Origin of the sequence: Salinivibrio kushneri (assembly GCF_027286325.1) — a bacterium.
Classification (GTDB): domain Bacteria; phylum Pseudomonadota; class Gammaproteobacteria; order Enterobacterales; family Vibrionaceae; genus Salinivibrio; species Salinivibrio kushneri_A.
Map to the genome: position 1 here is coordinate 207,945 of NZ_CP114589.1, position 15,920 is coordinate 223,864.

The following is a 15,920-nucleotide window of genomic DNA, read 5'->3' on the forward strand; positions in this document are numbered from 1 at the left end:
TAAAACAAAAACACCAAGCTACTAAAAATCCATTAAGTTATTGATATTCATATACTTTAAAACTTGGCACAGGTTTCGCAATTAGTGAGAGTAGCAGCGCCACAACGTTGCTCACACTCATTGAAAAGGAGGGTTACATGAAGACGACTCCGCAAGGTCGATTTCATCCTTTATTTGTATCATTAGGGTTAGCATTGGCACTGAGTACTTCATCTGCCGTGGCAGATAGTGGTAACAATCAGTGGCAAGATGAAGCCAAAGACGCGTGGATTGATGGGAAAGCCGAGTCGATGCTGATGGTGAACACTAACCTCAATAATTTTGATATCAACACAGATGTAGAGCAAGGCGTGGTCATTTTAACTGGGAAAGTCGACACCGAGCTTGATAAAAGTTTGGCCAGTGGTTTAGTTCGTCAGATTGATGGCGTGAGTAAGGTAGAAAACGAGCTCACTGTGTCGCAACCTGCGAGCCAGTCAGCCGACCTAGGCCAAGCCGTGGTTGACACCAAAGTCAGCGCGGCACTTAAAACAAGCTTGTTGCTGAATCCAGATATCAGTGGAACCAATATTGATGTCTCTGTTGACGATGGCGTCGCAACCTTATCAGGCGAAGTGAAAAGTGACGCAGCGCGCGATCTTGCTGTGTTAATGGCTGAGAACGCTCAGGATGTTGAGCGAGTCATTGACGAGCTCGACGTTCAAGGTAACGCCTAAACGTTACGGCGCGTCGCCGCTGATGAATCGCCTGTGCGCATACTTAAACTCTTTTTAGCGGAGGTATTATGCAACGCCAAGAGATGATAGATAAGCTACATAGTCGCTTGCACGACTGGAATCAAGAAATCGATAAACTTGAAGAAAAAGCGAATGTCGCTTCGACGAATGCAAAGGCAGAGTATCGCGAGTCAATTGAGCATCTACGCGCAAGAAAAGAGCAAGCGAAAACACGCATCAATGAGCTGCAACATGCCAGTGACGATGCGTGGGACGACATTAAACAAGGGGCTGAACAAGCGCTAACGTCCCTCAAAGAAGCGTACGACTCAGCCAAACAAAAATTCTAGCTAACACACAAGGATTGAGACAATTCGCTCCAAAATCTTTGCCGCTCTCATCGGAGCGGCTTTTTTTTGTCTCTATGTTAAGGTAATAGCTCTATTTTACTAAAAGGAGGGATTATGCAGGCTCGTGCACTTTTTGTTGCGATATTGAGTGTCTTCGGTGCCATGTGCGCCATCCAGTTTGGCGCATCCTTTGCTAAGCAATTGTTCCCTCTTGTAGGCCCCATCGGAACCACTGCCCTACGCGTTGGCTTTTCAGCGCTTATTTTATGGCTTGTATTTCGCCCATGGCGTCAGTGGCCACGCGCGCGACACTGGCGCGCCATCGCTGTTTACGGTAGCTGCCTGGGCGGCATGATGATGTTGCTTTACCTCTCGATCGAAACCATTCCTCTTGGTATTGCCGTCGCATTAGAGTTTACAGGCCCTTTATTAGTCGCTCTGCTCTCTATCCGCCGCGCTAGAGACAGTCTATGGATCGTGCTCGCCGTAGGCGGTGTGATCACATTGCTCCCGGATCTATCAGGTGTGGATGCCCTCGACCCGCGAGGGGTTGCTTACGCGCTAGCAGCGGGTGGCTGTTGGGCTGGCTATATTCTATTTGGACAAAAGGCAGGGAATTTAGCGCCAGGCGGCGGGACGGTTGCTTTAGGAATGAGCGTTGCTGCCCTCTATCTCGTACCAGCGGGCTATATTGCGACTGAAGGTGCTATTTTTCAATGGCAATTGATACCCTTGGGAATCGCCGTCGCACTCATCTCAAGTGCTATTCCCTATTCTCTGGAAATGATTGCGTTACGCAACATGCCCAAACAAACCTTCAGTGTGATGATGAGTTTAGAGCCTGCTGTCGCGGCCATGGCTGGGCTCCTCGTTCTCGATGAACAACTGGCCCTGCGTCAATGGCTCGCCATTGGCATGGTGATCAGCGCTTCACTAGGCAGTACGTTATCGGCTAAAAGGCATTGACGAAAAAGCACTAACACCCACCAATAGAAAAGAGCGCCGATGGTCGGCGCTCTTTTTCGTCATCGCATCGTGTTAACGACACAGGCTCACTTTACCGAGTGTTAGCTCGCCTCACTTAATGGCAGTGCGTGTACTTTAACTCGCTGCTGCTCGATGTATTGGCTAATCGCATCAGCCTGTTCCTCAGTCAGATACAAGCCTAATTTGGTGCGACGCCATAATGCATCTTCCGCGTGCTGAACAAACTCATGTTGTACCAAATAGTTAATTTCTACTTGGTAGACACCCACAGCAAATTGATGGCCCATATCCGCCTCACTCTGGCAACCTCTCAACAGCTGATGCGTACGTGTGCCGTAAGTATCGACAAATCGCTGCGCCGTCTCGGGGCTCAACCATGGATAGCGCTGCTTAATCGACAGGGCTAATTCTTCACGAGTGCAACTGAAGTCTCCACCTGGTAGCGCACCATTCGCCGTCCAAGGCTGACCCATTTTGTCAAAAAATGGCTCGAGTTTGCGCATCGCAGATTCCGCTAATTTGCGGTACGTGGTGAGCTTACCCCCAAAGATAGAAACCAAGGGCGCCTGATTGCCTTGTTGTTCCAATTCTATGGTGTAGTCACGTGTCATCGCCTGCGGCGAGTCTGACTCATCATCACATAATGGTCGTACACCGCTATAACTCCAAATCACATCGCTAGGCTGGATTTGATGCGTAAAGTGCTGATTAACCACATCGACAAGATAATCAATCTCAGCATCATCGATTTTCGCTTCACGCGGATCGGCTTTGTGCTCGACGTCCGTGGTGCCAATGAGTGAGAACTTATCCAAGTACGGAATAACAAATACGATGCGACCGTCGTTATTTTGCAAAATATACGCTTGTGGGTCTTGATGAATACGCGGCACGACAATGTGAGAGCCTTTAATCATTTTGATCCCACGAGGCGATTTTTCGTGGAGACTGTCATCGTAGAATTGCTTCACCCAAGGGCCAGTCGCGTTCACCAATGCCTTGGCTTTGCGCTCAAAACGCTCACCAGTGTGTGCGTCCTCTAGAGTCACTCGCCAAATCCTGTTTTCACGCTCTGCCGCGACCACTTGGCAGTAATTGCGCACCTCTCCCCCTTTTTCACGCGTATATTGCGCATTGAGTAAGGTTAAACGCGCATCATCAACCCATGCATCTGAATACTCAAACCCGACTTTCATGTCTTTGTTCATATAACCGGTTTTGCGCAAATCGACCTTGTGACTGCTTGGTAGCGTCGACCGTTTACCTAGGTGATCATATAAAAAGAGTCCACATCGGATCATCCAGGCTGGGCGAAGGTACGAGCGATGAGGCAAGCGGAAACGCATTGGAAAGGCAATATGGGGGGCCTTGTTGATCAGTACCTCACGTTCGGCCAGTGCTTCCGAAACCAAACGGAACTCATAATGCTCGAGGTAGCGCAGTCCACCATGAATAAGCTTCGAGCTCGCGGATGAAGTTGCCGATGCAAAATCTTTGGCATCGTACAGACCCACATTGAGTCCACGACCCGCCGCATCCGCAGCGATACCGGCACCATTAATCCCGCCCCCAACCACGAGGATATCGAGAAGTGCGTCTTGATGAGAATTATGCGTAGTCATTGTTAGCCGACCTTGTTCAAATATGAGCGAACGAACATTAATTGATAAGTATAACTGTATATCAACTTTCGTTTTCGGTCACCACTTATGTTCGAAAAATTATTATTGACTGTGACAAGTGTAGAAGAAGTGTTAAGAAAAAGGCGTTCGTGTGAACTAAAAAGCCGTCAAAAAGGTAGCTAGTGCTTTAGGGGCGGAGAAAAATCGTAGTTTAAGAGAGGGATACGGTCTATCGATCGACGAAAAGGTTAATATAAAAAAGGCGCGAAAACGCGCCTTTTACTAAAAAGAGCGGGATCAGGCTTACCCGTCTTCTTCTTCATTATGAAGCTCAGCCCAAGCTTGGGCGCATTTGACCGCACGTTTCCAACCACGATAGCGACGATTGCGTTTTTCTTCGTCTCGAAGTGGTTCAAAGCTTCGGTTCAGTTTGGCTTTATCTTTTAGCTCATCCAAGCCATCCCAGAAACCGACCGCCATACCCGCAAGGTACGCCGCGCCTAACGCGGTGACTTCTGTCACTTCCGGACGATGCACGTCGGTGTCGAGCACATCGGCTTGGAACTGCATCAAGAAATTATTCGCAACGGCGCCGCCATCAACACGTAACGCTTCAAGCTTAATACCTGAATCCGCCTGCATGGCATCCAATACATCACGCGTTTGATAGGCAATGCTCTCTAAGGTTGCGCGAATGATATGGTTAGAGTTCACACCACGGGTCAGCCCCACAATGGTACCGCGAGCGTAGGCATCCCAATAGGGGGCCCCTAAACCGGTAAACGCCGGGACAACATACACGCCATTCGATGTATCAACTTTGGTGGCAAAGTATTCAGAATCATGGGCATCTTCCAACACTTTTAGCTCATCACGAAGCCATTGAATCGAGGCACCACCCATAAAGACCGCACCCTCAAGCGCATAGGACGGTTCGCCCTGCGGGCCACAACCAATGGTAGTCAACAAGCCATGGCTAGAGGTGACTTTTTCTTGCCCTGTGTTCATCAGCAAGAAACACCCCGTCCCATAGGTATTTTTCGCTTGGCCGGCTTCCACACACATTTGTCCGAATAGGGCTGCCTGTTGGTCACCCGCGATCCCAGCAATAGGGATACGTGTACCGCCTTTACCACCGATGTTTGTTTGTCCATAGACTTCGGAGGAGCGACGCACTTCAGGGAGCATTGAAGCAGGGATCCCAAGCTCATCAAGCATTTTTTGATCCCAGCACATATCATTGATATTAAACAGCATGGTGCGCGATGCATTAGTATAATCAGTCACATGCACACGTCCCTGAGTCATCTTCCATACCAGCCAGGTATCAACAGTACCGAATAGCAGTTTACCGGCTTCTGCGTCTTCGCGCGCACCTTCTACGTTGTCCAAAATCCATTTGACCTTGGTGCCAGAGAAGTAAGGGTCAAGGACTAACCCTGTATTATCACGCACGTAAGACGCTAACCCGCGCTCACGCAAGTCATGACAGATGTCTGCAGTACGACGGCATTGCCACACAATGGCATTGTAAACCGGTTTACCGGTTTCTTTGTTCCACACAACCGTGGTTTCACGTTGGTTGGTAATCCCGATCCCAGCAATCTCATCGCTACGAATGCCGGTTTTGCCTAGCACTTCCACCAGCGTTGAGCTTTGGGTAGCATAAATTTCCATTGGATCGTGCTCGACCCAACCCGCTTGCGGATAAATTTGCGTAAACTCGCGCTGAGATACACCGACGATATTGGCATCGTGATCCATAACCACTGCACGTGAACTGGTGGTGCCTTGGTCGAGAGCAACAATATACTTGTTCGCTGACATAATAGGGTTTCCTTCTATCTCTCTTATTTTAGTCTGTATCGCGACATTTCGCGCCATATGTCATTGCACACTGCTCAATGTCGCGCATTGTTTTATTTGATGCTGAGCGCCGCTGCACACAGCGCTAGGTTATGCGTTAACCTCTCTCGTCTCCGTTTCAGCCAGTTCATCATCGTCACACTGGTTGGGAATAGTACAACCATGCCCTGCCTGGGGTAGATACGGGGCAATCGCTTTCGGGTACAACCACCCACCGAAGCAAGCACCCAAAATAGGGGCAACGATAGGCACAATGAAGTATGGGATGTCACGCGCGCCCGTCAGGGCATAGTCCCATCCAGCTAGGTAAGCGAAAAGCTTCGGACCAAAGTCACGCGCTGGGTTCATCGCAAACCCGGTCAATGGACCTAGCGAACCACCGATAACCGCGATAAGAATACCGATTAGCAGTGGGTTCATTGGGCCACGTGCCGCACCATTGTTTTCGTCACCCAGCGCGAGAATACCGAACATCAATACCGCTGTGATCACAAACTCTACCGCCATGGCGCCAGTAAACGACAAGGCAGGATGCGCATAGGTAGAGAAGATCCCCGCCGTCGATAAGGCCTCAGGGCTACTACGCACCATGTTGTTTGCCAGCTCAAACTCGACAAAAAGGTTGCTATAAAGGCTATAAACGAGCGCAGCCGAGGCAAACGCGCCAAGCATTTGTGAAATGATGTAAGGAACAACTTTACTCTTATCAAAGCCATGGAAAGCTGCGAGGGCAATGGTAACGGCTGGATTAATGTGCGCACCGGACACCCCTGCGGTACAGTAAATGGCGATGGCGACACCAAAGCCCCATACAATACTGATTTCCCACTGACCAAAGTCAGCACCGGTGAGCACTAAAGCGGCGACGCAGCCCACACCAAAAAAAATGAGTAAGCCCGTGCCGATAAACTCGGACACGCACTCTCCTAATAGAGTCGACGATGCCTTTTTCATATGATTATCCTTGTCACTGTTAGTAGGGTTACACGTTCAAAACCACACTATCATTTTGCATAATCACAGCATCTCGAAAACAAACTCACAACAAAAATGAGCGTTCGAGCATAATTTTATGTCTCAATACTGACATTTTTGTTAACCACATCATCATTTGAGCAAGTTCGCGCACAAAGTGAGCAAGTGGCGCTTGGGCAGCTTGGAAGGCAGGCGGCACGTCGTTCGCCCCGCCTGGTGCGGTATTGACCGCCTTGAGAGGTTGTTTGTTATTTGTTAACTGACAGTTACTTAGATATGCCGATCGTATCTAGGTCAATCCCCTGCTCTTTCGCAAGTGATTCGAGTACGGGAAGTAAAGGACCCAATTGCTCATTGAGCGTCTCGCGCACCGTGTCAACCATCACTTGCGTCTGGCGCTCGATTTCGATATTCACGAGGTCCCCTTCCACCTTTCGCTCGAACGTTGTCATTCGACGTGTTTCAGGAATAAGCCAAACATCAAACCAGCCTTGGTCTTTGTTCACCTCTGCGATGGTCAAGCTCGCACCATTGATGGCAATATAACCTTTGGAAAAAACATAACGCATCCATTCAGGCTGTACCGAAAAGCGCAAACGATAGTTTTCTTCCTGTACGAGCACATCGGATAAGGTTGCACGGCAATCGACGTGTCCCGATAACGGATGCCCGCCAATTTCAGCGCCATCTTTCGCAGCACGTTCAGCGTTCACCGTATCCCCAGCTTTGATGCTGTTTAGCGTCGTAATCGCGAGGCTTTGTACCATCACATCAAAACGGACTAGCGTGGAATCAAGTTGCTCCGTCACTGTCAGGCACACACCATCTATGGCGACACTGGCACCCACCTCTAACCCTTCACAAAAGCCATCAGGGAAACGAATATCAAATGTTCGAATGCCTTGGTGATCGCGGCAAGCTTCAATACTTGCCACCGCTTGAATAATTCCGGTAAACATGGGCATTTCCTCTATTATTGGCTTGGGTATCATAGAGTCGCACAGCGCACCATGCAATTGGCATTGGCACACAAGACTGAGCCATATGATCACGAGATAATGACTTTATCCCAATTTTGTCACGCGCTTTTTGTCCGTGTCTGGAGGCGAAAGCGTAGATCTATTTATTGTATTTTTCGACTCAGCCTCAAATTCTGTCTAATTGTACCTACAAATTCGGTGTTAACACTCATATCATAGCGCGGATAATTTTCTGTCTGTCACTAGATATTAATGCCCGAAGGATAATGAACATGGCCAACGATCGATCATCGGATCAGTCTCAGGAAAGTGCATCTAATTCCCAAATAGAGAAGACACCTCTAGTAAAGAAACTGGATAATCAAGAGTTAAAAAACACAGGCTTTTGGCTCAGCCAACTATTTATGATCATATCAACTATAGTGGGTGTCTATTTGGCCGCCCAAAGCGGCTTGGAGCAAGCCTTAACATTTGATGCATATAGTAAAATGGAGGATAACTATTATTTGCGACAATCCCTTCATGCTGAACTTGCCGACAATGCCGATGCGATTGAGGCCTATGCTGATGAGTTTCTAATTCGTAGTCGTCCATTACAAGAAATTAAAAATTTTCGCCCTCCTCTTGATCGTTATGTTTGGGAAACGATGAAATACAACCCAACAACGTTAGAAACACCCAGTTCGTTAATCACTCAGGCTCGCCGATTTTATTCACACTCCGATAATTTAATGGATAGAGCCGAACAACGAGCCTTAGGTGCCAACTATGCAGGTAAGCAGCTAAAAAAGCTGGTGAAAAAGCTTCGAGAACAAACATTACCCGATTTAAAACACAGTGCTGAGCAATTGAAAAAGGAACTCAGTGAGAAAGGTGTAGAAATCGGTTCACTTAAGGAAACATAATCATGACCAAGCATAATAGTTGCCCAAAATGTCAAAACCAAGAGTTACTTGCGACCGAGTATCAGGGTGAAACGATTGACGTATGTCGTGGATGCGGAGGTCTCTGGTTTGAGAACATGGAAGTCAATCGTCTAATTGAAGAAGTCAATGATGGGCCGGTAGGTGAATGTTTCAGCGAGCGTTTTGGCGATTGGATCGCAGACACGGAACTCGCTTGCCCAGAATGTGACGAACATATGACACGCCACCACTTACTCGAAAACTTTCATGTTGAGATTGATGTATGCCGACAATGTAACGGTAGCTGGATCGACAAAGAAGAGCTAGAAGCGGTAGAGAAAAGTCCTGTACTAAAAGAAACGCTCGATCATCTAAACCAAAAAATCAGCTGGAAAACATACTTATTTCAGATGCTCACTGCTATGCCCGTTGAGTACAACATCAAACCTCAAAGCAAGCCATGGGTAAACTGGTCATTAATCGCTATTAACATTCTTATTTTTCTAACCTATGCAGCGAATGACAGTAGTATGCATTATGTCCTTGATAACTATGCAATGGTTGCAAACGAGGTGAGCCATGGGGAAAAGCTCTATACTTTGCTGACTGCGACATTTCTTCACGGTGGTCCAATGCATCTCGCTGGTAATATGTACTTTCTTTTTGTTGTCGGAGACAACATAGAAGATGTACTCGGCCATAAAAAGTATCTCATGCTTTACTTGCTCTGCGGTTTAGGCGCGTCACTGATCAGCATGGTTGCTCATATAGGCAGTACTATCCCAGCTCTGGGAGCTAGTGGTGCTATAGCGGGGTTATTTGGTATCTATCTTGTTTGGTTCCGCAATGCTAGTTTGACATTCATGTTCTTTTTTTATCAGCGCAAGCTCTCCGCCGCTTGGTTCTTTGCTATTTGGCTTGGTTTTAATCTCGTGGGAGCACTTTCCGGTGCGATGGGTGTCGACTACGCAGCACACATCGGCGGTTTTGTAATTGGCCTGGGGATTGGCCTAGCCACTAAAGAAAAAGTATGGAAAGCAAACCCTCTGGTACGATTGATAAATAGCGAATTTGCACAAATTAAACGCACCTAAATGACATGCTGTAAGCATCGCGTCGGTTTAGGTCGCGATGCATTTCTCTTCAGCCCCCATTTCCATGCTATTTGGGGGTTTATTTTTGCTTAAAATCACGTTATTGATACACATCACATTTCCTCCTCGACAGCTTCGGAGGCTAGTTAATGACGACCATTGCCGTATTTGGCGCCAAATCTTATGACAAGGCTGCCTTCTCCCATGTGAATGCTGCGTTTAATTATACGTTTGAATTCCATGATTTCTTACTCACTGAAAAAACCGCCAAGATGGCGCAAGGTGCACAAGCCATTTGTGCTTTCGTTAACGACGACCTTTCTCGGCCCGTTTTAGACATTCTCGCTGATTCAGGGGTTTATTTAGTCGCGTTGCGTTGCGCGGGGTACGATCGCGTCGATCTAGATGCAGCAAAATCACTGGGCATCACCGTGGTCCGTGTCCCCGCTTACTCGCCTGAGTCGGTCGCCGAGCATACGGTTGGCATGATGATGTGCCTCAACCGCCGTTTTCATAAAGCATACCAACGCACCCGAGACGCTAATTTTGAGCTGGAGGGTTTAGTTGGGTTTAATTTCCATGGTAAGACAGCTGGGATCATCGGCACGGGCAAAATTGGGATTGCAACCATGCGCATTCTTAATGGGCTAGGCATGCGTATTCTCTGCCACGACCCCTATGAAAACCCCGAAGCCATTGCGCTTGGTGCTGAGTATGTCTCGAAAGAAACACTGTATGCCCAAAGCGATATTATTTCCCTGCATTGTCCGATGTCTCAAGATAACTATCACTTGCTCAGCGCTGACGCCTTTGCGCAGATGCAGGATGGGGTGATGGTGATTAATACTAGTCGGGGGGAACTACTCGACTCGGTTGCCGCCATTGAGGCACTTAAACAGGGGCGCATCGGATCGTTGGGGCTCGATGTTTACGATAATGAGCGTGAACTGTTTTTCCAAGATAAGTCGAATGATGTGATTGTCGATGATGTATTCCGGCGCCTGTCAGCCTGTCACAACGTGCTGATCACCGGCCACCAAGCGTTCTTGACCAAAGAGGCACTGCACAATATCGCCGAGACGACGTTAGCCAACGTTCAAACCGTTCTGAGCGGACAAACCAGCCAAAACCAAATTAGCGAAGTGGAAGATCGTAGCGATTAATCGCAACTGGGGCGCTGATTAACCCTACTCTCTAATTACGAAAGCAGGCCTGATGATTCAGGCCTGCTTTGTGATGGGACGACGCGCTTTGATGCGCGTTACATGGCTTCCATGAAAATCTTGGCGATTTCGTCGTGTGTTGCTTGTTTCGGGTTAGTGAAACCGCACGCATCTTTCAGCGCATTTTCGGTCAGCACATCAATATCTTCTTGCTTGGCGCCTAATTCGTTCAAGCCAGCCGGAATCCCCACATCCGTTGAAAGCGACTGAATCGCTTGGATGGCGGCTTTCGCGCCCTCATCGGCAGTCATATTCTCGGTGTCTACTCCCATCGCGGTGGCGACATCACGCAAACGCTCAGCACAAACCTGCGCGTTGTAGCGCTGAACATGAGGCAACAGTACGGCATTGCATACGCCATGCGGCAAGTCATAAAAGCCCCCGAGCTGGTGAGCCATTGCGTGGACATAGCCTAAGGATGCATTGTTAAATGCCATGCCCGCCATGAACTGGGCATACGCCATTTGCTCGCGCGCTTCGATGTTTTGTCCATCAGCGACAGCGGTGCGCAGATGCTCTTGAATTAACGTCATCGCTTTTAACGCCACCGCATCAGTAATCGGTGTCGCGGCGGTAGACACATAGGCTTCAATCGCGTGAGTGAGCGCATCCATACCTGTGGCCGCAGTTAATGACGCAGGCTTAGCCAACATTAACTCAGGATCATTAACCGAAATGATAGGTGTGGTGTGCTTATCCACGATCGCCATTTTAATGTGGCGTGCCTCATCGGTGATAATGCAAAAACGCGTTATTTCCGATGCGGTTCCGGCGGTGGTATTGATGGCGATTAATGGCAACTGGGGTTTAGCAGATTGATCCACCCCTTCATAATCACCAATTTTCCCGCCATTAGTCGCCACAAGGGCGATCCCTTTTGCACAATCGTGTGGTGAACCACCACCGAGTGAAATTACACAATCACACTGGTTCTCATGTAACAGTGCCAGCCCTTGCGCCACGTTTTCGGTAGTCGGGTTCGGCTGCGTGCCATCATAGACCACGCAATCGACCTGGCGGCTATCAAGCAGGCCCGCAATTTGTTTTACCACGCCAATTTGATTCAGCACCTTATCTGTTACGATCAGCGCTTTTTTGAATCCATGTGACTGAATCGCGTCTGCCGCTTCTGCAAGGCACCCAGCCCCCATCAAGTTAACGGCTGGGATAAAGAACGTGCTCGACATGATCGTTGGCTCCTTTTGTAGGGATAATGGGGTTGGCACGAAAACGATGCTCCCCCTTTGATTTGATGCCTTTTTGTAACACGTGATTTGTTCGTCACATTTTGATCCAGCGCAATTCGCTTGGCTGGATGCAGAGATAAAAAGGCAAAATTGAGAGTTCTGTCATCGGCGCGCATAATATTGTTTAAAACGACAGCAACAATTCATTTTTTTGACACTTTCTTGAATAACACTGTCTAACGTGCGATAGGTTATGGTAGCTAACGCTTAAACAGAGAGAAGACAATGGGAAAAAAATACAAACTCACCGCTGTGGCAGTATTGACGGCATCTTTGGCACTCACGGGGTGTGAATCGATGTCCAATACCCAAAAAGGCGCAGCCATTGGAGCCATTACTGGAGCTATCGCGGGTAAGTCAACATCCAATCATAAAGATAAGCGCGCATTTATTGGGGCCGCGATTGGTGCCATTGGGGGAGCTGCCGTCGGCAACTACATGGATAAACAAGAGCAAGCTTTCCGTGAGGAGTTAGCCGGCTCTGGTATTCAGGTGGTCCGTGAAGGGGATAATATTCGCCTGATTATGCCCTCAAACATCACCTTTGGGCTTGACCAGGACGCCATTGCCGCCGACTTTTATCCAACCCTCAATGCCGTTGCTAACGTAATGCGTAAGTACGATAAAACCTTTTTAAGCATTGAAGGGCACACGGATAACACCGGTGCCGCCTCTTACAACCAACGCTTGTCAGAGCGCCGAGCAATGAGTGTCAAGGGCTACTTAGCCAGCCAATCGATTGACAGCGCTCGCCTTTATACGTCTGGTTTTGGCGAAACCCGTCCTCTGGTCGCGAACAACAGTGCCTCTAACCGCGCCTTGAATCGCCGCGTTGAGATCCAAGTCGTTCCTAATACCCAGTAATATGGGATCGGCGCGTTCATAATACGTGAGCGCGCCGAATAAACAGATTACAAAGCATCTAAGTTATCGAGCAACGCGTCTGCATGCGTTAAGATACTATCACGCTGAGCCTGCTCCATTTTGTCCCAATTTCTATAGGGCATGGCTGTGCGTGGATTATGCGCAAATCGCTCGCGGTGACGGTGCATAAAGTGCCAATAAAGCGCGTTGAGCGGGCAGGCTTGCTCCCCCACTTTCTCCTTCACTGAATAGTGACAGTCGCTGCAATAGTCGCTCATGCGATTAATATAGGCCCCACTGGCCGCATAAGGCTTGGTCGCGACGAGTCCATTATCAGCAAACTGTGTCATCCCTCGGGTGTTTGGCATCTCAACCCACTCAATCGCATCGATGTATATCGACAAATACCAATCATCTACCTCATCCGGCGCGATACCCGCCAATAGGCAAAAGTTGCCTGTCACCATTAGGCGTTGGATATGGTGCGCGTACGCGGTCTGCAAGGATTGTGAGACGGCCTGTGAAACACACCGCATTTGAGTGTCGCCCGTCCAAAAAAAGCGGGGTAAGGGTCGCTGCGCTGATAATGCGTTTTTGTTGGCGTAGGCAGGCATATTTGTCCAATAGACCCCGCGTATATACTCTCGCCATCCTAAAATTTGCCGCACAAACCCTTCAATTTGGGCCAGGTTAACGTCGTCGGTTGCGCGAAAGTGGGCAATGGCGGTTTCGATAACCTGCATTGGATGTAATAACTTGGCATTTAACGCAAAGGATAAACGGCTGTGATAGAGGCTCCACTGGTGTTCGCTTCGCCCTGTCATGGCGTCTTGAAACTGGCCAAATAAAGGAAGGCAATACCGGCAAAAGTGATCGAGTAAACGTTTTGCTTGCGAGCGCGTAATAGGCCACAGCAAATCAGGCATTGGTTCGCCAATGGTCGCGATTTGATGACGTTCAATACGAGCCAAAATATCGCGTACATCATTGCTAAATATTAAGGGGGCTGGAATAGCCGCTATATCACTTTTCTTGAGTTTATTACGATTGTCTTGATCATAATTCCAGCGCCCACCTTCAGGCGAATCACCCTCCATCAAAATGTCGAACTGCCGACGCATATCGCGGTAGAAATACTCCATTTTACGATGTTTATTGGCAGTGAACTGTTTAGATATTTGATCATAAGGCAGCAGAAAGTGCTCGGTATCCACACATTTTTTTGCCACATGTTGAGGGAGAGACATGCTAGCGAGTTGCTCACAGAGTCGGTACTCATCCGGCCGTTGATATTCAAACGCGTTGATCTGATAGCGTTCGCACAGGTCAGTCACTAACGCCGGTAGGTCATTGTAGTGTTGGGTGTCATCCAAGGTTAAGTAGCAAACGTGATGACCTGCTTGGCTCAGGGCGTGGGAAAACGCTTCCATGGCAGCAAAAAACGCACTGACCTTTTGAATATGATGGTTGACATAGCTTGCTTCTTGCTTGAGCTCGGCAACAAGATAAAGCACCTTTTCATCGGTTTTTTTGTACCATGAGTGGCTGGCGTTAAGCTGATCCCCTAACACAAGACGCAAGGTTGAATACGGGCTGTTAGTCACTGGCACCTCGATAATTGTCAAATAAACCCTAAGCGATACGCAGCAAACCACATTTTCGATGATTAACCCCAGCGGGTGCTTGAATCTTAGGGAAAACCCTCTACATTAGAGCCAGTATTGATAACCCATGCGGCTGCGAGGCGATGAAAGCATTCTTTGTCGGGCTTTGCCTACTCCCAATTACAATGATAGTGGCTTACCCCGCACTCGCCATGAATGAGCCGGCCAGTCAGTTTGTTCAAGATCTTCGCTTTCACGGTTACATCGACAATTATGGCAATGTAAAACTTCGATTCGCCCCAATTACAGCACTACCTGCCGGCTTTAAAACCAAAGGCTACTTAGATATCGAAGCCAGTGACATTGTTCGGCTCCCTCGTGGGCTCGATGTTGGCGGCTACTTTAATGCCGCCAATACAGCGATTCGACAACTACCGAGAATGAAAGTCGGCGGCTATATCAACCTCACCAATACCGCGATTACCCGTCTGCCCCCAAACTTAGTCGTGCGGGGTGATTTAAGTCTTGTCAACACACCGCTCACCCAATTACCGCGCCGTTTATTCGTCGAGGGAAACTTGTACCTAACTAACTCGCCCATCGAGAGCATCCCTGACGACATCTATGTGGGTGGTAACCTATATATCCGTGGCACTAAGATCCAATCGGTCAGCCCTGATCTGCGTATTGAGGGGCAGGTGCTACCTTCTGTAAATCAATGATCTCATGACAGCTGTTGATCGAATTAGCGCTCCATTCGTACGTTAACCCCGAGCCTAATTTTTAAACTACAGTCAAAAAACGGTCCATTATGATTATCTTACATCATCTAGAACAGTCGCGGTCGCAGCGTATTGTCTGGTTACTCGAGTCCCTTGCGATTCCGTATCAGCTGGTGCGTCACCAACGTGACCCAAAAACCAAGCTTGCGCCCCGCGAGTTAAAGAAAATACACAGTTTGGGAAAAGCGCCTGTTATCGAAGACGGCGATGTTGTCATCGCAGAGTCAGGGGCGATCATTGAATACCTAATCGACAAGTACGGTGATGGCACTCTGACCCCTAGCACTGACGAAGAAAAAGCCCTGTACCGCTATTGGATGCATTATGCAGAAGGGTCACTAATGCCGCCGCTGGTGATGTCTCTGATTTTTAGCAAGATCCCCAAATCACCGATGCCGTTCTTTATTCGCCCTATCGCCAGAAAATTGATGAAGGGGGTAACGGAGCAGTTCTTAGCCCCTCAGCTTCGCGATCATTTTGCGATGATTGATTCACATCTCGCCAAACACACGTGGCTATGTGGAGACACGCTAACAGCGGCCGACATTCAGATGAGCTTTCCGCTATTGGCGGCGCGCAAGCAATTGGATGCTCAAAAGCACGCCAATATTCTTCGTTACCTTGAACGCGTTGAGCAACAACCGGGCTATCAAAACGCCTTATGTGTCGTCGGCCCACTCAAAACGCTTTAGTTTGCCTAAGCGA

The 15,920-nt window shown here is 48.5% G+C and carries 15 protein-coding genes; 9 read left to right on the forward strand and 6 right to left on the reverse strand.

Annotated features, from left to right (window positions below):
• Positions 1-137: 137 nt before the first annotated feature.
• From N8M53_RS13810 to N8M53_RS13820, 3 genes are all read left to right on the forward strand, one after another.
• A complete protein-coding gene (locus N8M53_RS13810; protein WP_269580441.1) occupies positions 138-716 on the forward strand; it encodes a BON domain-containing protein in 579 nt (192 codons plus the stop codon).
• Positions 717-784: 68 nt separating this feature from the next.
• Positions 785-1,066 carry a hypothetical protein gene (locus tag N8M53_RS13815; RefSeq protein WP_269580442.1) on the forward strand — a complete coding sequence of 94 codons (282 nt, stop codon included), beginning with the start codon at positions 785-787 and terminating at the stop codon, positions 1,064-1,066.
• Positions 1,067-1,180: 114 nt separating this feature from the next.
• Positions 1,181-2,032, forward strand: coding sequence for an EamA family transporter (locus tag N8M53_RS13820; RefSeq protein ID WP_269580443.1), 852 nt, complete (start codon positions 1,181-1,183; stop codon positions 2,030-2,032).
• 101 nt (positions 2,033-2,133) lie between these two features.
• Here N8M53_RS13820 and glpD read toward each other — a convergent pair whose 3' ends face one another.
• From glpD to N8M53_RS13840, 4 genes are all read right to left on the reverse strand, one after another.
• A complete protein-coding gene (glpD, locus tag N8M53_RS13825; RefSeq protein WP_269580444.1) occupies positions 2,134-3,675 on the reverse strand; it encodes a glycerol-3-phosphate dehydrogenase in 1,542 nt (513 codons plus the stop codon).
• Between the two features lie 303 nt (positions 3,676-3,978).
• Positions 3,979-5,502: a glycerol kinase GlpK gene (gene glpK / locus N8M53_RS13830; RefSeq protein WP_269580445.1), complete on the reverse strand. Its 1,524-nt coding sequence runs from the start codon at positions 5,500-5,502 to the stop codon at positions 3,979-3,981.
• Positions 5,503-5,631: 129 nt separating this feature from the next.
• Positions 5,632-6,495, reverse strand: coding sequence for an MIP/aquaporin family protein (locus tag N8M53_RS13835; protein ID WP_077578464.1), 864 nt, complete (start codon positions 6,493-6,495; stop codon positions 5,632-5,634).
• Between the two features lie 287 nt (positions 6,496-6,782).
• Positions 6,783-7,475, reverse strand: coding sequence for a riboflavin synthase subunit alpha (locus N8M53_RS13840; RefSeq protein WP_269580446.1), 693 nt, complete (start codon positions 7,473-7,475; stop codon positions 6,783-6,785).
• Between the two features lie 293 nt (positions 7,476-7,768).
• On the opposite strand from N8M53_RS13840, the gene N8M53_RS13845 reads away from it, so the two are divergent.
• The 3 genes from N8M53_RS13845 to N8M53_RS13855 all read left to right on the forward strand — a co-directional run bounded on the left by N8M53_RS13845 (position 7,769) and on the right by N8M53_RS13855 (position 10,658).
• Positions 7,769-8,401: a hypothetical protein gene (locus tag N8M53_RS13845; protein ID WP_269580447.1), complete on the forward strand. Its 633-nt coding sequence runs from the start codon at positions 7,769-7,771 to the stop codon at positions 8,399-8,401.
• 2 nt (positions 8,402-8,403) lie between these two features.
• A complete protein-coding gene (locus tag N8M53_RS13850; protein WP_269580448.1) occupies positions 8,404-9,495 on the forward strand; it encodes a rhomboid family intramembrane serine protease in 1,092 nt (363 codons plus the stop codon).
• 149 nt (positions 9,496-9,644) lie between these two features.
• Positions 9,645-10,658 carry a 2-hydroxyacid dehydrogenase gene (locus tag N8M53_RS13855; protein WP_269580449.1) on the forward strand — a complete coding sequence of 338 codons (1,014 nt, stop codon included), beginning with the start codon at positions 9,645-9,647 and terminating at the stop codon, positions 10,656-10,658.
• 98 nt (positions 10,659-10,756) lie between these two features.
• On the opposite strand, the gene yiaY is transcribed toward N8M53_RS13855, so the two are convergent.
• Positions 10,757-11,905 carry an L-threonine dehydrogenase gene (gene yiaY, locus N8M53_RS13860; protein WP_269580450.1) on the reverse strand — a complete coding sequence of 383 codons (1,149 nt, stop codon included), beginning with the start codon at positions 11,903-11,905 and terminating at the stop codon, positions 10,757-10,759.
• 285 nt (positions 11,906-12,190) lie between these two features.
• Between yiaY and N8M53_RS13865 the strand changes: the two genes are divergently transcribed.
• Positions 12,191-12,829 (forward strand): OmpA family protein, encoded by a 639-nt coding sequence (locus N8M53_RS13865; protein ID WP_269580451.1) that lies wholly within the window; start codon positions 12,191-12,193, stop codon positions 12,827-12,829.
• A 47-nt stretch (positions 12,830-12,876) separates the two neighbouring features.
• On the opposite strand, the gene N8M53_RS13870 is transcribed toward N8M53_RS13865, so the two are convergent.
• Positions 12,877-14,433 (reverse strand): cryptochrome/photolyase family protein, encoded by a 1,557-nt coding sequence (locus tag N8M53_RS13870; protein ID WP_269580452.1) that lies wholly within the window; start codon positions 14,431-14,433, stop codon positions 12,877-12,879.
• 143 nt (positions 14,434-14,576) lie between these two features.
• On the opposite strand from N8M53_RS13870, the gene N8M53_RS13875 reads away from it, so the two are divergent.
• Positions 14,577-15,155, forward strand: a complete 579-nt coding sequence (locus N8M53_RS13875) for a hypothetical protein (RefSeq protein ID WP_269580453.1) — start codon at positions 14,577-14,579, stop codon at positions 15,153-15,155.
• 89 nt (positions 15,156-15,244) lie between these two features.
• Positions 15,245-15,907 carry a glutathione S-transferase gene (locus tag N8M53_RS13880; RefSeq protein ID WP_269580454.1) on the forward strand — a complete coding sequence of 221 codons (663 nt, stop codon included), beginning with the start codon at positions 15,245-15,247 and terminating at the stop codon, positions 15,905-15,907.
• Positions 15,908-15,920 lie beyond the last annotated feature (13 nt).